Origin of the sequence: Nonomuraea sp. WAC 01424, from assembly GCF_003947315.1 — a bacterium.
Lineage (GTDB): Bacteria > Actinomycetota > Actinomycetes > Streptosporangiales > Streptosporangiaceae > Nonomuraea > Nonomuraea spiralis.
Window position 1 is genome coordinate 133,792 of sequence record NZ_QHHZ01000002.1, and the last position, 16,457, is coordinate 150,248.

The window sequence follows — 16,457 nt, forward strand, 5'->3', positions numbered from 1 at the left end:
GGCGCAATAGGCGCGGGTCAGGCGGCGGCGTTGGCCATGCGGCGGAGGCGGGCCAGGGCGTCGCGTTCGATGCGGCGGGCGCGGTCGCGGCCGATGCCGTAGCGCTCCCCCACCTCGGTCAGCGTGTGCTCGCGCCCGTCGACCAGCCCGTAGCGCCACCGCAGCATCTCGCTGGTGTCGCCCTCCAGGCCGGTGAGCCACTGGTCGAGCCGCTCGCGCTCCAGGATGTCGATGGCCTGCTGCTCGGGATCGGCCCACGTCTCGTCGGCGATCATGTCGCCCAGCTCGGTCTCGTCCTCGTCACCCACGCCGAGCTGCAGCGACACCGGGTCGGAGGCCCAGCGGCGCAGCTCGCGCACCCGCTCGATCGGCAGGTCGAGGATCTCGGCGAGATCGTCGTCGGTCGGCTCGGTGTCGTACTCGGCCAGCATGTCCCGGCGCACCCGCATCAGCCGGGTCATCTGCTCGCCGGCGTGCGTCGGCAGCCGGACCGGACGGGCCTGCTCGTGGATGGCCCGTCCGACCGACTGCCTGATCCACCACGTGGCGTACGTGGAGAACTTGTACCCCCGCCGGTAGTCGAACTTCTCGACCGCCCGCACCAGGCCCAGGTTCCCCTCCTGGACCAGGTCGATGAGCGGCATCCCCCGCCCGGAGTACTTCCGGGCCACCGCGACCACCAGGCGCAGGTTGGCCTGGATGAACTCGTCCTTCGCCCGCCTGCCCGAGACGGCCAGACGCTCCAGCTCCTCGTCGGCCGCGTCCCCGATCCGCGGCTCGGAGCCTCCGCTGTCAAGAAGCTGCTCGGCGAACAGGCCCGCCTCGATTCGCTTGGCGAGCTCCACCTCTTCCTCCGCCGTGAGCAGCGGGACCCGGCCGATCTCGGCCAGATATGTCCCCAGCAGGTCGCGCTCGGCGACGTGCTGCTCCTGCGTGCGACTCCCCGTAGGCCTTGCCATCCCCTGGCACCTCGTTCCGCAGCTGCGTCCTATATCCGGCCAACGTCCGGCCGGAAGCAAAGATTCCCTAAACAGCTACGCCCGAGGGAGGGTCTTGGACGTCCTCCTAAAGGAGGAGACCGGCCTGAAACACCTGGTGGACAAGGGGAACACCGGGTCGGTACGCCAGGTGGACATAGGAGGGGGCGTCGAGCACGACCAGGTCCGCCCGCGCTCCTCGCCGCAACCAGCCTACGTCCGTACGGCGCAGCGCGCGGGCCCCGCCGTACGTGGCCGCGCGTACCGCCTCCAGCGGCGTCATGCCCATCTCCCGTACGGCCAGCGCCACGCAGAACGGCATCGACGAGGTGAACGACGAGCCCGGGTTGCAGTCGGTGGCCAGCGCGACCGTGGCGCCCGCGTCGATGAGCCGCCGCGCGTCCGGGTACGGCGACCGCGTCGAGAACTCGGCCCCCGGCAGCAGCGTCGCCACCGTCTCGCCGCCGGCGAGCGCGTCGTCGTCGGCCGCCGACAGGTGGGTGCAGTGGTCGGCCGAGGCCGCGCCCAGCTCGCAGGCGATGCGCACGCCGGGCCCCTCGGTGAGCTGGTTGGCGTGCACCCGGGCCTGCAACCCGGCCTTGATCCCGGCGTTCAGGATCTCCCTGGTCTGGTCGCCGTCGAACGCGCCGCGCTCGCAGAAGACGTCCACCCATTTGGCGTAGGGCGCGCAGGCTTCGAGCATCTCCCCGGCCACCAGGCGGACGTAGTCGTCGGCGTCCACGCCCGCGGGCACGACGTGCGCGCCCAGGTAGGTGGTCTCGTCGGTGAGGGTGGTGGCGATCTCCAGCGAGCGGCGTTCGTGCTCGGTGGACAGGCCGTAGCCGCTCTTGATCTCCACGGTGGTGGTGCCCTGGGCGAGCATCTCCTCCACCAGGGTGCGGGCCCGCGTGGCGAGGTCGGCGTCGCTCGCCGCGCGGGTGGCGGCGACGGTCGTCCTGATGCCGCCGCCGGTGTACGACTCCCCCGACATGCGGGCCTGGAACTCGGCCGTACGGTCGCCGGCGAAGATCAGGTGGGCGTGGCTGTCCACGAACCCGGGCAGCACGGCCCGGCCGCCGACGTGCACCCGCTCGTCGGCGTCGGGCGCCTGGGCGGCGGGGCCGGTCCAGGCCACCAGGCCGTCCTCGATCACCAGCGCCGCGTCGGTGATCTCCTCGTGCTCGGGGTCGCCGGTGTAGAGCAGGCCGATCCCGTCGATCAGCGTGGTCATCGCACTTTTCCAATCGCCTCGGAGAGCATGGATCCGACATCGCCCAGTTGGTGGCGGCCCTGCGCGACCACCCTGCGGCCGCCCGAGACCACCGAGTGCACGTCGCTCGCCGTGGCCGCGAACACCACGGCCTCCAGCCCGCCGATGCCCGCCGTACGCACCGAGTCGAGGCGGACCGACACCAGGTCGGCCCACGCGCCCGGGATGAGCCGGCCGGCGTCGGCGAAGCCGAGCGAGGTGTGGCCGGCGCCGGTGGCGGCGGTGAGCAGGTCGGCGGCGCTCCAGTGGCCGCGCCGCTCGCTGGTCAGCCGCTCGTCCATCTCGACCGAGCGGGCCTCCTCGAACAGGTCGATCACCGCGTGGCCGTCGGAGCCGAGCGTGATCGGCGTGCCCCGGTCGGCCGCCGCCCTGGCCGGGCCGACGCCGTCGGCGAGGTCGCGCTCGGTGGTGGGGCACATGCAGATGTACGTGCCCGACTGGCCGAGCAGCTCCACGTCGGAGTCGGTCAGGTGGGTGGCGTGGACCGCGGTCGAACGCGGGCCGAGCACGCCGCGCTCGTGCAGGATCTGGACCGGCGTGGCGGCGTACGTCTCGGCGCAGGCCGCGTTCTCGGCGCGCTGCTCGGAGACGTGCACGTGCAGGGGCGCGGCGTGCCGGTGGGAGAACTCGGCCACCACCGGCATCTGGTCGGGCGGCACCGCGCGCACGGAGTGGATGGCGGCCCCGATCTCCACGTCGGGCTGCCCCTCGTACGCGGCGGCCAGGTCGTCGGCCCGGACGGCCCAGCCCTCGGCGTTGCCGTCGCTGAAGCGGAGCTGGGTGCCCGCCAGCGGCACGCCGATGCCGCCGGACATGTAACAGGTGTCGAGCAGCGTGATGCGCAGCCCCGCCTCGCGCGCCGCCTGGACGAGCGCGTGGCCCATCACGTTCCGGTCCTCGTACGGGCGGCCGTCGGGGGCGTGGTGAAGGTAGTGGAACTCGCCCACGCAGGTCACCCCGGCCAGCGCCATCTCGGAGTAGACGGCCTTGGCGAGCTGGTAATAGGTGTCGGGGTCGAGCCTGGAGGCCACCTCGTACATCTGGTCGCGCCAGGTCCAGAAGTCGCCCTTGCCGCGCTGGGTGGCGCCGCGCAGGGCCCGGTGGAAGGCGTGGGAGTGGGCGTTGGCCAGGCCGGGGATGGTCAGGCCGGCCAGCCGCTCGGCCGAGCCCGGCTCGCCCCGCTCGATCCTGGCGATCCTGGCGCCCTCGACCTCGATCAGGACGCCGTGGGCGACCCCGTCGGGCAACCAGGCCTGCTCGCACCAGTAGGTCAGCGACACAGATCCTCCAGCACGTCCGCGAGTGCCACCACTCCCGCATGGCAGTCTGCCTGGTCGGCGTGCTCCTCGGGAGAATGGGAGACGCCGGTGGGGTTGCGTACGAACAACATCGTGCTCGGGATGCCCGCCGTGGCGAGGATTCCGGCGTCGTGACCGGCTCCCGTGGGCAGGATCGGCGCGGGCGTGTCGCCGCCCGCGACGCGCGCCACCCGGTCCCTGAGCGTGGTCTCGAAGCCGACCTCGGGCGTCCACGACTCCTCGCGCACGCCCGCCCCGGCCGCCGCGGTCAGCTCCTCGACGAGGGCGCGGACCGCGGGCTCGGCCGGACCCCGGGCGTCGAGCCAGGCGGAGACCAGGCCGGGGATCGCGTTGGCGTTGCCGGGCGAGACGCGGGTCTTGCCGACCGTGGCCACCACGCCGTGGCGCCCGGCCGCCTCGCGGGCGGCCAGCACCAGGCGGGCGAAGGGCAACATCGGGTCGTCGCGGTCGGCCAGCCGGGTGGTGCCGGCGTGGTCGGCCCTGCCGTGGAAGTCGAACCGCCACCGGCCATGGGGCCAGATGGCGCTGGCCACGCCCACCGGGCGGTCCTCGTGGACGAGGCCGCGGCCCTGCTCGACGTGGAGTTCGACGAACGTGCCGACGGTGGCGAGGGTTTCGGGGTCGTGCCCGACGGCCTCCGGCTTGCGGCCGGCCCGCGCCATGACGTCGGCCAGCGTGTCGCCGTCGTCGTCGGTGAGCGCGAGCGCGCGTTCCGGCGTCAGCGCCCCGGTGAGCAGCCGGGAGCCCATGCACGGCATGCCGAACCTGGCCCCCTCCTCGTCGGTGAAGCAGGCGATGCCGAGCGGCCTTGCCGGGCTGACCTGCCGCTCGCGCAGCAGGTCGAGGGCGGCGAACGCGGACACCACGCCGAGCGGGCCGTCGTAGGCGCCGCCCTGGCGCACCGAGTCGAGGTGGCTGCCGGTGACCACGCCGGGACGCCTCGAGGGGTCGCCCCACCAGGCCCAGAGGTTGCCGTTGCGGTCTTCCCGCAGGTCGAGACCGCGGCGCGCGGCCTCGCCCGCGAACCACCCGCGTAGCTCCATGTCGGCGTCCGACCAGGCGTCCCGCAGGTATCCGCCGGAGCGGGGATCTCGTCCTATGTGCGCGAGTGGTTCAAGCATGGGTCCACTGTAGTGAATGGAACCATTCAGATGTCAGGTGACCGGGCCCGCGCTCGGCCGGAGGGTGAGTTCGGTGAGGTGGGCGTCGGGGCCCGCGTTGATCGTGGCCAGCAGGGCCCGCGCCACGGTCTCCGGCGTGAGGTATTTGTCCGGCTCGTACGCGCCGCCCTCCTGAGCGCGTACGCCGCGCTGCATGTCGGTGGCCACCCGGCCCGGGTAGACGGTGGTGACGCGCAGCTCGGGCTCCTCCTGGCGCAGCGCGTCGGCGAAGGCGCGCAGGGCGAACTTGCTGGCCGCGTACGCGCCCCACTCCGGATTGGCCCGCTGACCGGCGCCGGAGTTGACGCAGACGACGTGCCCCCGGGCGTGGCGCAGCGCGGGCAGCAGCAGCCGGGTCAGCTCGGCGACCGCCACCACGTTGAGCTCCATCGTCGTACGCCAGTCGGCCACGGGCAGGTCGGCGATCCGGCCGAGCAGCGCGACCCCGGCGCTGTGCACGAGCACGTCGAGCCTCTCGACGCCGGCGACGTCGGCCTCGGTGACCCGGGTCAGCTCGACGGCCCAGGGGCGGGCGTCGGGCAGCTCGGCGGCCAGCTTGGCGAGCGCGGACTCGTCCCTGCCGCCGAGGATGACGTGGTGCGTGGGGGCCAGCGCCCCGGCCACGGCCTCGCCCACGCCACGGGATGCGCCGGTGACCAGCGCGGTCGGTCGTTCAGTCATGCGGCCGAGTTTATGACCTTGACACGTATTCAAATTTGAGTACAAACTTGAACACATGTCGGCGTCAACACGCATTCTGATTCTCGGTTCCCTGCTCGACGGCCCCATGAACGGCTACGGCGTACGCCGGCGGCTGGAGATGATGGGCGCCGACACCTGGGCCAACGTGGCCTTCGGCTCGATCTACCACGGCCTGGGCAAGATGGCCGACGAGGGCCTGCTCGCGGTGGTGGAGGCCGGCAAGGGCGGCAAGGTCGTCTACGAGCTCACCGAGGCCGGCCGCTACGAGTTCCACCACCTGCTGATGTACGCCTGGTCCGAGGTCAAGCCCGTCGTCGACCCGTTCCAGGTGGCGCTGACGTTCATGAACCGGTTGGAAAAGCAGGAGATTCTCGACGCGTTGCATGGCAGGATCCGGCAACTGCGACTGAACATCGACACCATCGACCACGCCTACGGCACCAAACAGCGCTACGGCGAGCCCCGGCACCTCGACGAGAACCTCCGCCTGACCCAGGCCGTCCTCCAGGCCCAGCTCGACTGGGTGGAAGGAGCGATCGGCCGGGTCGAGAACGACGAACTTCCCTGAGGACTTCCTGAGGAGAAAGATGATCATTGAGGCACGTGATTTACGCAAGACGTTCACCACCAGGGGCCGCAAGGGCTCCCAGACCGTCGAGGCCGTGCGCGGCGTCGACCTGACCGTGGAGAAGGGCGAGATCTTCGGGGTGCTCGGGCCCAACGGCGCGGGCAAGACCACGACGATCCGCATGCTGGCCACGCTGATCGTCACCGACTCCGGCACCGCCGTCGTCGCCGGGCACGACCTGCTGAAGGAGCCCGAGGCCGTACGCCGCAAGCTCGGCTACGTCAGCCAGGAGGGCGGTGTGGAGGACACCACGAGCGCCCGCGCCCAGATCATGATGGCCGCCAGGATCCACAACGTGGCCGACCCGAAGCGGGCGACGGCCGACGTCCTCGACCGCTTCGACCTGGCCGAACTGGCCGACCGGCCCGGCCGTACGCTCTCCGGCGGCCAGAAGCGGCGGGTGGCCGTCGCGCTCGGGCTGGTGCCCGCGCCGCGGCTGCTCTTCCTCGACGAGCCCACCACGGGCCTCGACCCGCAGAACCGCGCGAACCTCTGGGAGCGCATCAGGCAGCTCCGCGAGTCCGGCACCAGCGTGCTGCTCAGCACCCACTACCTCGACGAGGCCGACGCGCTCTGCGACCGGCTGGTGATCGTCGACCACGGGCAAATCGTCGCCGAGGGCACGCCCGGCGAGCTCAAGCGCGAGGTCTCCGGCGACGTGGTCACGCTCCGGCTGGAGGAGCCCGAGCGGGCCGCCGAGGCCCTCAAGCCCCTTGCCCGCGAGGTCCGCGTGGACGAGGACGCCCTGCGCGTCTACGTCGACGACGGCGAGCACACCCTGCCCGCGCTGCTGCACATCCTTGAGGAGCAGGGCATCGGCCTGCGCTCGATCGCGCTCGACCGCTCCACCCTCGACGACGTCTTCCTGGCCAAGACCGGCCGATCCCTCCGCGACGCGGGAGCCGCCGCATGATCCGCCACATCGCCCTGTTCACCGGCTACGAGCTGAAGAAGTCCTTCAGCAACCCGATCTGGCCGCTGTTCGGCATCCTGCAGCCGGTGCTCTACCTGCTGATGTTCGCGCCGCTGCTGAAGGACCTCACGCCGGGCCGGAGCACGGTCGACGCCCTGCGCATGTTCACGCCCGCGTCGATGATGATGATCGCCGTCTTCGGCTCGCTGTTCTCCGGGTTCGGCCTGATCGCCGAGCTGCGCAACGGCTCACTCGAACGGTACGCCGTCAGCCCCGCCTGGCGGCCGGCCATCGTGCTCGGGCGGGTCGCCAAGGACATGGTCGTACAGGTGTGCCAGGCGGTCCTGGTGCTGGTCGTGGCCGTGGCCATGGGCGTCCGGATCGGCGGCGTCGAGCTGGTGCTGGTGCTGGCGCTCATGGCCGCAACCGGGCTGTTCGCCTCGGGACTGTCCCAGGGGCTGGCGCTGACCGTACGCGACGAGAACGGCATGTCGCAGACGCTCAACCTGTTCATGTTGCCGATCATGTTGCTGGCCGGGCTGTTCGTGCCGATCGCGTTCGCGCCCGACTGGATGAAGGCGATCGCGCCGGTCAACCCGCTCTACCACGCGGTCGAGGCCGGACGGGCGCTGTTCGACGGGCGGCTGGGCGACTCGTCGATCCCGATCGCGTTCGCGCTGTTCATCGTGCTCGCGGTGCTCACGACGATCTGGTCGATGCGCTCGCTACGCAGGATCGCCGGGTAGGAACGTACCGGCCTCGTCGGTCATCCGCTCGTACTCCTCCAGCCTGGCCTGGGTACGCAGCGGCGCGGCGTCGGCCATGGCCTCGACCAGGGCCATGGCCAGCGCCAGGGGAGCCGCGTGGGAGTCGAACACCAGGCGGTCCCCGACCGGGCCGTCGAGCACGACCTCGGCCGGGAAGTCCGGCTTGTCGGTGATGGCGGCGACCCGGAGGCCGAGCTTCTCGGCGTACTCGAGGGCCTGGACGGCCTCGGTGGGGTAGCGCGGGAGCACCACGGCCACCATCCACTCGGCGCCCGCCCGCCGCGCCGCGTGCAGCCCTTCGACCAGCTCGGAGCCGCCGTGGGTGAGCAGGCGTACGTCGGGGTGGATGCGCCTGGCGTAGTAGGCGAAGGTGGTGGCCAGGCCGCAGGAGACCCGCAGGCCCAGCACGGGCAGCGGCTCGGTGGCGGCGAGCTGCTCGCCCAGCTCCTTGAGCGGGAGAGCGGTCAGCCGCTCGCGGACCAGGGAGAGGTTGCGGATCTCGCTGTCGATCGCGTTCCGCAGCAGGCTCTCCTGGGGCGCCAGCGCGCTGCCGCCGAGCACCAGCGGGCGCAGCGCCTGGCGCAACTCCGGATAGCCGGCGAAGCCGAGCACCATGGCGAACCTGGTCACCGACGGCTGGCTGACCCCCGACCGCTCGGCCAGCTCGACGCTGGACAGGAAGATCGCCTCGTCGAGGTGCTCGCTCAGGTAGTGGGCGATCCTGCGCTGCACCGGCGACAACCTCCGGCCGTCCAGCAACACGCCGAGCCCACCGTGATATCCGTCAGCCACGCCACCTCCAACGCTCCCCGACCAGGATTCTCATCCCCCACACCGCGTGGGGGACGCTACAGCGGGGTCAGGACTCACGCATCGGGATGCGCACGCCCCGGGCCTCGGCCACCTGGGCGGCCTCGTCGTAGCCCGCGTCCACGTGGCGCATCACGCCCGTGCCCGGGTCGTTGGTGAGGACGCGGTTGAGCTTCTCCCCGGCCAGCGCGGTGCCGTCGGCGACCGTGACCTGCCCGGCGTGGATGGAACGCCCGATGCCGACGCCGCCGCCGTGGTGGATCGACACCCAGGCCGCGCCGGAGGCGGTGTTGAGCATGGCGTTGAGCAGCGGCCAGTCGGCGATCGCGTCCGAGCCGTCGGCCATCGCCTCGGTCTCCCGGTACGGCGAGGCCACCGACCCGCTGTCCAGGTGGTCGCGGCCGATCACGATCGGGGCCTGGAGCTCGCCGGAGGCCACCATGTCGTTGAACCGCTCGCCCGCGACGTTGCGCTCGCCGTAGCCGAGCCAGCAGATGCGCGCGGGCAGGCCCTGGAAGTGCACCTTCTCGCCGGCCTGCGCGATCCACCTGGCCAGCGGCTCGTTGTCGGGGAACAGTTCCAGGATCGCGCGGTCGGTGGCGGCGATGTCGGCCGGGTCGCCGCTCAGCGCGGCCCACCGGAACGGGCCCTTGCCCTCGCAGAACAGCGGCCTGATGTACGCCGGCACGAACCCGGGGAAGTCGAAGGCCCGCGAGTAGCCGGCGAGCTGGGCCTCCCCGCGGATGGAGTTGCCGTAGTCGAACACCTCGGCGCCGGCGTCCTTGAAGCCGACCATGGCCTCGACGTGCCTGGCCATCGACGTACGGGCCCGCTCGGTGAACCCGGCCGGGTCCTTGTCGCGTTCGGCGGACATGTCCTCGAAGGCGACGCCGAGCGGCAGGTACATCAGCGGGTCGTGCGCGGAGGTCTGGTCGGTGACGATGTCGATCTCGGCGCCCGACGCCAGCAGCTCGGGCAGGGCCTCGGCGGCGTTGGCCACGACGCCGATCGACAGCGGGCGGCGCGCGTCGCGGGCCTCGTAGGCCAGCCGCAGCGCCTCCTCCAGGCTGTCGGCCTGCACGTCGAGGTAGCGGTGCTCGATGCGGCGGGTGACCGAGCGCGGGTCGCAGTCGATGCAGATGGCGACGCCGCCGTTCATGGTGACGGCCAGCGGCTGGGCGCCGCCCATGCCGCCGAGGCCGGCCGTGAGGGTGATCGTGCCGGCCAGCGAGCCGCCGAACCGCTTCGCGGCCACCGCGGCGAACGTCTCGTACGTGCCCTGGAGGATGCCCTGGGTGCCGATGTAGATCCAGGAGCCGGCGGTCATCTGGCCGTACATGGTGAGGCCGGCCGCCTCCAGGCGCCGGAACTCCTCCCAGTTGGCCCAGTCGGGCACCAGGTTGGAGTTGGCGATGAGCACCCGGGGCGCCCACTCGTGGGTGCGGAACACGCCCACCGGGCGGCCCGACTGGACCAGGAGGGTCTCGTCGCCCTCCAGGGTGGTCAGGGTCCTGACCATGGCGTCGAAGGAGGGCCAGTCGCGGGCCGCCCTTCCGGAGCCGCCGTAGACGACCAGTTGCTCGGGGTGCTCGGCGACCTCCGGGTCCAGGTTGTTCTGGAGCATGCGGAGCGCGGCCTCCTGCGGCCACCCCTTCGCGGTGATCGTGGTGCCTCGCGGTGCGCGCACGCTGCGGCTCATGGTGACCCTCCTGAATGAACACATTCACCTTTGTCACCCGAAGACTACGGTGGACCGCGTACAGCGGTCCACCGCAGGCTTGTATGTGCGCTCGCCTAGCTCACCAGGAACTGGGTGGCGGCGAGTTCGCGGTAGAGGTCGTCGTCCGCCACCAGCTCGGCGTGGGTGCCGACGGCCCGTACGCCGCCCGCCTCCATGACCACGATGCGGTCGGCGTTCGTCACGGTGGACAGGCGGTGCGCGATGACCAGCACCGTCGTCTCGGTCGCGACCTCGGCGATGACCTCGCGCAGCCGCAGCTCGTTGACCGCGTCGAGCTGGGAGGTGGCCTCGTCGAGGAGCAGCAGCCTGGGCCTGCGCAGCAGCGCCCTGGCGATGGCGACGCGCTGCCGCTCGCCGCCGGACAGCAGCACGCCGCGGTGCCCGACCGCCGTGTCGAGCCCTTCGGGCAGCCGGGCGGCGAGGTCGTCCAGCCGGGTACGGGTGACGGCGCGGCGCAACTCGTCCTCGGTGGCGTCCTGGGCGGCGAAGAGCAGGTTCTCGCGCAGCGTGCCGGCCAGGACGGGGGCGTCCTGCTCGACGTAGCCGAGCGAGGAGCGCAGGTCGGCGAGCGGCCAGTCGCGGATGTCCCGGCCGCCGATCGTGATCAGGCCGTCCTGGTGCTCGTAGAAGCGTTCGAGCAGGGCGAACACCGTGGACTTGCCCGCGCCCGACGGCCCGACCAGGGCGGTGAGCCCGCCCGCGGGCACCTCGAAGGTGACGCCGTCGTGCACGGTGGGGCGGTCGTCGCCGTACCGGAAGACCACGTCCTCGAACCGGACGCCGACGGGCGTGCTGCCGGCCGGGGCGGCGACGCTGACGGGCTCGCCGGGCAGGTCCTCGATCTCCTTGATGCGCCGCATCGCGGCCAGGCCGTTCTGGAGCTGGACCGCGCCCTGGACGAGCTGCCCGATCGGCGGCACCAGGTAGAACAGGTAGAGCAGGAACGCGATCAGCGACGAGATCTCCAGCACGCCCGACGCGACCCGCGACCCGCCCACGGCCAGCACACACAGGAAGGCGATCTGCACGGCCATCCAGGTCGCCACGCCGGCCAGCGACGTCCATCCGGCCACCTGCATCCCGCGGTCGCGGGCCCGCTCGGCCGCCTCGCCGACGACCGCGATCTCCCGCTCCTCCGCGCCGCTGGCCTTGACCGTCCGGTACGCCTGGAGCGCCCGGTCCAGTACGGCCCCCATCTCGCCGACGGCCTCCTGCGCCTGCGTCTGCGCCCGCTGGATCTTCGGCATGATGAGCGCGACCACCCCGCCGATCACCACCACGACGAGCAGCGTGACCAGGAGCAGCACGCCGTCCATGGTGGCCATCATGACGATCGCGCCGATCAGCATGAACACCGCGCCGACCGACTCGACGATGCCGTTGGTCAGCACCGCGCGCAGCAGCGTCGTGTCGCCGGTCACCCGCGACAGCAGGTCGCCGGGCTTGAGCCGGTCGATGTCGGCCACCCTGAGCCGGAGCATCCGGTCGACGAGCCTGCGCCGGGCCCCGAGGACGACGCCCTCGCCGGTGCGCTCCATCAGGTACGTGCCCCCGGCCGAGACCACGGCGCCGACGAGCACCGCCACGGTCAGACCTAACAGGGGCGCGGCCAGGGATTGATCCTCGCCGAAGGCGTCCACGACGTACTTGGCCAGCAGCGGCATCGCGAGCCCCGCCACCGAGCCGATCAGGCCGAGCAGACCGCCTGCCACCAGGACCTTCCGGTGCGGCCTGATGTAGGCCAGCAGCTCTTTGAGCACCCCAACTCCCCTCACGACATTTCTCGAAATTTCCCAACGAATGGGACGGCGCATTCCGCACCACCGGGACAGGGTCAACTTAGATTGACGACCAAAGTATGTCAACTTTCGTTGACGCCTCCTCCTTGGTGCCTCCCTGACGCCTCCTCCCGGAGGAGGAGAAGAAGGCGACATCCGCGGCCGACCGCCGGACGAATAGGGCGTCGAGGAACCCGGCCGGAACCTCGTCCCGATCAGCCCTTTCCGAAAGGACCGAACATGGAGCTCCGGATCAACCGGCGCGCCCTCGTCGGACTCGGCCTCGCTGTGGCGCTCTCCGCCTCGTCGTTCGCCGCGCTCCGCACCGACTCCGGCACGGCCTCCTCACACCGCGAGGCGCCGATGATCGCGAACGACCCGCAACACGACAACACCGACGTGTACGCCTTCGTCAGCCCCGACAAGGCCGACACGGTGACCCTGCTGGCCAACTGGATCCCGTTCGAGGACCCCAAGGGCGGCCCGAACTTCTACCCGTTCGCCACCAGGTCCCGCTACAACATCAAGATCGACAACGACGGCGACGCCAAGACCGACATCACCTACCAGTGGACGTTCACCAACGAGGACCGGCGCGGCACCGGCACGTTCCTCTACAACGACGGCCCGGTCACCTCGCTGAACGACAAGAACCTGCTCTTCCGCCAGCGCTACACGCTCAAGCGCATCACGCCCGGCGGCACCAAGACCCTGGTGGACGACGGCATCGTCGCGCCCAGCAACGTCGGGGCCGCGTCCATGCCGGACTACGGCACCCTGCGCGCCCAGTCCGTCCAGAACCTGCCCCGCGGCGGCAAGACGTTCGCCGGGCAGTCGGACGAGGCGTTCTTCCTCGACCTGGACGTCTTCGACCTGCTCTACGGCGGCGACCTGTCCGAGGTCGGCCGGGACACCCTCAAGGGCTACAACGTCAACACCGTGGCCGTCCAGGTCCCGCAGTCGGAGGTCGCGCTCAAGGGCGACCCCGCGCGCAACCCGGTGATCGGCGTCTGCTCGACCACCGACAAGTTCAACGGCGACACGTTCGTGCAGGTCTCGCGCCTGTGCAACCCGCTGGTCAACGAGCTCGTCGCCTCCGCCGGGCTGAAGGACGCCTACAACGCGCTCGACCCGTCGAAGGACGCCGGCGTGCAGGCGCTCGTCGACCGGGTCACCGACCCCGAGGTCGCCCGGCTGCTGGAGAAGTTCTACGGCATCAAGGCGCCCAAGACCCCGCGCGACGACCTGGTCGAGATCTTCCTGAAGGGCATCGCCAAGGCGAACGGCCCGATCAAGGCCGACCTGAACTCGCAGGTGCTCAACAAGGACGCCGGGCCGCTGCGGCCCAGCGAGATGTTGCGGCTCAACATGGCGATCCCGCCCACGAAGGACCCGAACCGGCTCGGCGTGCTGGGCAAGGACCCGCAGGGGTTCCCCAACGGCCGCCGGCTGGCCGACGACGTGGTGGACATCGAACTGCAGGCCGTGGCCGGCGCCGCCGTGACCGGCAAGCTCGTCCCGGGGCTCACGGACAAGGTGGACACGAACGACAAGCCGTTCGGGCGGACCTTCCCGTACATCCCGCTGCCGAGCAACGTCGCCGTGAACCAGCGATGACCCGCTGACCGGCCGGTCCTCTCCTCCCGGCCGGTCAGTCCCCGGCGGCGGGCCGCCGTCTCCCGTCGCCCGCCGCCGCCGGCCGGCCGTACGTCCCGAGACGGCCGGCCGGCCCCCGCACCGACCTCTGGAGTCCTTCGCATGCGATCCCTCGTCCTCGTCGCCGGTCTCGTCCTGGCCGGTGCCACGATCTTCACGATCCTGTCGTTCTCGGCGGCGCCCGCGTCCGGGCCCGCCGGACCCGCCGCCGAGTCGCTCCAGGAGCGGTTGCGGCGGTTGCCCGGCGACTACCGCGGCTGGGCCCGGCTCGCCGCCCAGTACGTCGACCAGGCCAGGGTCACCGGCGACCCGTCGTACTACACCAAGGCGGAAGGCGCGATCGGCACCGCCGCCCGGCTGCGGCCGGACGACGACGCGGTGCTGACCGGCCAGGCCGCGCTGGCGGCCGGTCGCCACGACTTCACGCGGGCGGCGTCCCTCGCCGAACGCGCCATCGCCGCCAACCCCTACGGCTCGGCCGCGTACGGCGTGCTGGCCGACGCGCGGACCCAGCTCGGCGACCTGCCCGCCGCGCGCCGGGCGGTGGACCGGATGCTGGGCCTGCACCCCGGGGTCGGCGCGTTCGCCCGCGCGTCCTACGCCGCCGAGCTGCGCGGCGACCAGGCCGGGGCACGCAGCTTCCTGGAGTACGCCCACGACGACGCCTGGGCGCCGGCCGACGTCGCCTACGCCCGCTACTACCTGGGCGAGCTCGCCCTCCACTCCGGCGACCTGACGAAAGCCGCCGGCTGGTACGCCGAGGCCCTGCGCGCCTACCCCGCCTACACCCCCGCCCTCGCCGGCCGGGCCAGGACCGCCGCGCTGGCCGGCCGCCTGCCCGAGGCCCTCGACCTGTACGAGCGGGTCGTCGAACGCCTGCCGCTCCCCCAGTACCTCATCGAGCAGGGCGAGACCCGGCTCAAGGCGGGCCTGCCCGCGGACTGGACGCTGCTGCGCGCCCAACGCAAGCTGTTCCAGGCCGCGGGCGTGCGCGACGACCTGACGTGGGCCGAGTTCGAGGCCGACCACGGCGACCCGACCACCGCCGTACGCCACGCCAGGGCCGAGTACGCGCGCAACCCCAACCTCGTCGCCGCCGACGCCCTCGCCTGGGCGCTCTACCGGGCGGGCGAGCCGCGCGAGGCGCTGACGTACACGCGGAAGGCCACCGCGACCGGCTGGCGGAACCCGCTGCTGCGCTACCACCGCGCGGTGATCGAGCGGGCGCTCGGCGAACCGGCCCGGGTGGACGCCCGTTTCGACCCGGAACTGTCGGCATTGGCGAGGTTCTCATGAGACTGATCAGGCTCGGGCTGCTCTCCGTCACGGCGGGACTGGTGCTGGCGCTGGGCGCGAGTGTGGTCCTGGTGGCCGCCGCGCGCGCCGCGACGACCGCCCATCCGCTCGGCAACTTCACCGTCAACCACTACAACGGGCTGCGGCTCGCGCCGGACGCCGTGCGCAACCACGCCGTCGTGGACCTGGCCGAGCTGCCGACGTTGCAGGTCCAGGCCCAGGTGGACACCTCGTACGCGGGGCGGCGCTGCGCCGCGCTGGCCGCCGCCCAGCGGCTGCGGGTCGCCGGCGCGGCGGTGCCGTGGCGGGTGACCGGCTCGGCGTTCGCCTACGCGCCGGGGCAGGGCGGGCTGCGTACCAGCCGGCTGACGTTCGAACTGGCCGCGACGGTACGGGTGTCCGGGCCGGTGGAGTTCGCCGACGGGTTCGAGCAGGACCGGATCGGCTGGCGGGAGATCACGGCGGTCGGGGACGGGGTGCGGTTGTCCGGCTCGTCGGCGCCGGCCGTGAGCGTGAGCCGGGAGTTGCGGGTGTACCCGGCGGATCTGCTGGCGGACCCGCTCGATCAGCGTACGGCCACGATGACCGCGCTGCGGGTGTCCGGCGCCGCCGGGCTGACGCCTGCCGGGCCGTCCGCGGGCGCCGGAGGCGGGCCGGCGTTCGGGCCGTTCGGGGAGTGGCTGGCGGGGCTGGACCGCACCTTCACCGGGCTGATCGGCCGCGACACGCTGACCGTGCCGCTCGGGCTGCTGGCCGTGGGGCTGGCCATGGTGCTCGGGGCCGGGCACGCGCTCATCCCGGGGCACGGGAAGACGATCATGGCGGCGTACCTGGCCGGGCGCCGGGGCCGGCCGCGCGACGCCCTGGTGGTGGGCGCGACGGTGACGGCCACCCACACGGTCGGCGTACTGGTGGTGGGGTTGCTGCTGACGGCGTTCACGGCGCTGGCCGGGGAGTCGGTGTTGTCCTGGCTCGGCCTGGCCGGCGGCCTCCTCATCGCCGCCATCGGCCTCCGCCTGCTCACCGCCCGTCCCCCGTCGCCCTCCCAAAGCCACGGGCACGGCCACGGCCACGGCCATGGTCATGGTCATGGGCACCGGTCGGGGCGGACGTGGGGGGCCGGTGGGCTGGTGGGGTTGGGGGTGGCCGGAGGGCTCGTGCCGAGTCCGTCGGCGTTGATCGTGTTGCTGGGGGCCATCGCGCTGGGACGCACCTGGTTCGGCGTGGCGCTGGTGACCGCGTACGGCGTCGGCATGGCCGCCACCCTCACCCTCACCGGCCTCCTGCTGGTGAAGCTGGTCGACCGCATGGAACGCCGGGCCTCGGCGGGCCGCCGGCTGGCCGCGCGCCTGTCGGGGCTGGCCCCCCGGGGCACCGCCGTGATGGTCGTCCTGCTCGGCGCGGGCCTCGCCGTACGATCGTTCGCCGCCCTGTAGCCCG

General features: G+C 72.3%; 14 protein-coding genes. 6 read left to right on the top strand and 8 right to left on the bottom strand.

Annotation, left to right across the window (positions count from 1 at the left end; translation table 11 throughout):
* Positions 1–17 precede the first annotated feature (17 nt).
* The 5 genes from DMB42_RS05935 to DMB42_RS05955 all read right to left on the bottom strand — a co-directional run bounded on the left by DMB42_RS05935 (position 18) and on the right by DMB42_RS05955 (position 5,407).
* A complete protein-coding gene (locus DMB42_RS05935; protein WP_125631462.1) occupies positions 18–959 on the bottom strand; it encodes an RNA polymerase sigma factor RpoD/SigA in 942 nt (313 codons plus the stop codon).
* Between the two features lie 106 nt (positions 960–1,065).
* The gene (gene hutI, locus DMB42_RS05940; protein ID WP_125631464.1) at positions 1,066–2,208 is read right to left on the bottom strand and encodes an imidazolonepropionase; all 1,143 of its coding nucleotides are present in this window, start codon (positions 2,206–2,208) and stop codon (positions 1,066–1,068) included.
* On the bottom strand, positions 2,205–3,527 hold the full coding sequence (locus DMB42_RS05945; protein ID WP_125631466.1) for a formimidoylglutamate deiminase: 1,323 nt from the start codon (positions 3,525–3,527) through the stop codon (positions 2,205–2,207). The genes hutI and DMB42_RS05945 overlap by 4 nt, the downstream gene beginning before the upstream one ends.
* Complete coding sequence (locus DMB42_RS05950) at positions 3,518–4,687, bottom strand: allantoate amidohydrolase (protein ID WP_125631468.1); 1,170 nt, start codon at positions 4,685–4,687, stop codon at positions 3,518–3,520. Before DMB42_RS05950 ends, DMB42_RS05945 begins: the two co-directional genes overlap by 10 nt.
* Before the next feature lie 33 nt (positions 4,688–4,720).
* On the bottom strand, positions 4,721–5,407 hold the full coding sequence (locus DMB42_RS05955) for an SDR family oxidoreductase (protein WP_125631470.1): 687 nt from the start codon (positions 5,405–5,407) through the stop codon (positions 4,721–4,723).
* 55 nt (positions 5,408–5,462) lie between these two features.
* On the opposite strand from DMB42_RS05955, the gene DMB42_RS05960 reads away from it, so the two are divergent.
* From DMB42_RS05960 to DMB42_RS05970, 3 genes are read left to right on the top strand one after another with little or no spacing between them, the layout of a single operon-like run.
* The gene (locus tag DMB42_RS05960) at positions 5,463–5,996 is read left to right on the top strand and encodes a PadR family transcriptional regulator (protein WP_125631471.1); all 534 of its coding nucleotides are present in this window, start codon (positions 5,463–5,465) and stop codon (positions 5,994–5,996) included.
* 19 nt (positions 5,997–6,015) lie between these two features.
* A complete protein-coding gene (locus DMB42_RS05965; protein ID WP_125631473.1) occupies positions 6,016–6,969 on the top strand; it encodes an ATP-binding cassette domain-containing protein in 954 nt (317 codons plus the stop codon).
* Positions 6,966–7,715 (top strand): ABC transporter permease, encoded by a 750-nt coding sequence (locus tag DMB42_RS05970; protein ID WP_125631475.1) that lies wholly within the window; start codon positions 6,966–6,968, stop codon positions 7,713–7,715. The genes DMB42_RS05965 and DMB42_RS05970 overlap by 4 nt, the downstream gene beginning before the upstream one ends.
* Here DMB42_RS05970 and DMB42_RS05975 read toward each other — a convergent pair.
* From DMB42_RS05975 to DMB42_RS05985, 3 genes are all read right to left on the bottom strand, one after another.
* The gene (locus DMB42_RS05975; protein ID WP_125631477.1) at positions 7,695–8,528 is read right to left on the bottom strand and encodes a MurR/RpiR family transcriptional regulator; all 834 of its coding nucleotides are present in this window, start codon (positions 8,526–8,528) and stop codon (positions 7,695–7,697) included. The two genes, DMB42_RS05970 and DMB42_RS05975, sit on opposite strands and share 21 nt — an antisense overlap.
* A gap of 67 nt (positions 8,529–8,595) precedes the next feature.
* Positions 8,596–10,245, bottom strand: coding sequence for a urocanate hydratase (gene hutU, locus DMB42_RS05980; RefSeq protein WP_221762029.1), 1,650 nt, complete (start codon positions 10,243–10,245; stop codon positions 8,596–8,598).
* 95 nt (positions 10,246–10,340) lie between these two features.
* Entirely contained in the window at positions 10,341–12,047 is a 1,707-nt protein-coding gene (locus DMB42_RS05985; protein WP_260477516.1) for an ABC transporter ATP-binding protein, read from the bottom strand.
* A 258-nt stretch (positions 12,048–12,305) separates the two neighbouring features.
* On the opposite strand from DMB42_RS05985, the gene DMB42_RS05990 reads away from it, so the two are divergent.
* From DMB42_RS05990 to DMB42_RS06000, 3 genes are all read left to right on the top strand, one after another.
* A complete protein-coding gene (locus tag DMB42_RS05990; RefSeq protein WP_125631482.1) occupies positions 12,306–13,682 on the top strand; it encodes a DUF4331 domain-containing protein in 1,377 nt (458 codons plus the stop codon).
* Between the two features lie 141 nt (positions 13,683–13,823).
* Positions 13,824–15,017: a lipopolysaccharide assembly protein LapB gene (locus DMB42_RS05995; RefSeq protein ID WP_125631485.1), complete on the top strand. Its 1,194-nt coding sequence runs from the start codon at positions 13,824–13,826 to the stop codon at positions 15,015–15,017.
* Complete coding sequence (locus tag DMB42_RS06000; protein ID WP_125631487.1) at positions 15,014–16,453, top strand: High-affinity nickel-transporter; 1,440 nt, start codon at positions 15,014–15,016, stop codon at positions 16,451–16,453. Before DMB42_RS05995 ends, DMB42_RS06000 begins: the two co-directional genes overlap by 4 nt.
* The last annotated feature ends 4 nt before the right edge of the window (positions 16,454–16,457 follow it).

Bases quoted from the DNA above. Each gene is read 5' to 3' on its own strand.
- DMB42_RS05935 (WP_125631462.1), bottom strand. From the start codon at position 959: ATGGCAAGGCCTACGGGGAGTCGCACGCAGGAGCAGCACGTCGCCGAG.
- hutI (WP_125631464.1), bottom strand. From the start codon at position 2,208: ATGACCACGCTGATCGACGGGATCGGCCTGCTCTACACCGGCGACCCC.
- DMB42_RS05950 (WP_125631468.1), bottom strand. From the start codon at position 4,687: ATGCTTGAACCACTCGCGCACATAGGACGAGATCCCCGCTCCGGCGGA.
- DMB42_RS05955 (WP_125631470.1), bottom strand. From the start codon at position 5,407: ATGACTGAACGACCGACCGCGCTGGTCACCGGCGCATCCCGTGGCGTG.
- DMB42_RS05960 (WP_125631471.1), top strand. From the start codon at position 5,463: ATGTCGGCGTCAACACGCATTCTGATTCTCGGTTCCCTGCTCGACGGC.
- DMB42_RS05965 (WP_125631473.1), top strand. From the start codon at position 6,016: ATGATCATTGAGGCACGTGATTTACGCAAGACGTTCACCACCAGGGGC.
- DMB42_RS05970 (WP_125631475.1), top strand. From the start codon at position 6,966: ATGATCCGCCACATCGCCCTGTTCACCGGCTACGAGCTGAAGAAGTCC.
- hutU (WP_221762029.1), bottom strand. From the start codon at position 10,245: ATGAGCCGCAGCGTGCGCGCACCGCGAGGCACCACGATCACCGCGAAG.
- DMB42_RS05990 (WP_125631482.1), top strand. From the start codon at position 12,306: ATGGAGCTCCGGATCAACCGGCGCGCCCTCGTCGGACTCGGCCTCGCT.
- DMB42_RS05995 (WP_125631485.1), top strand. From the start codon at position 13,824: ATGCGATCCCTCGTCCTCGTCGCCGGTCTCGTCCTGGCCGGTGCCACG.
- DMB42_RS06000 (WP_125631487.1), top strand. From the start codon at position 15,014: ATGAGACTGATCAGGCTCGGGCTGCTCTCCGTCACGGCGGGACTGGTG.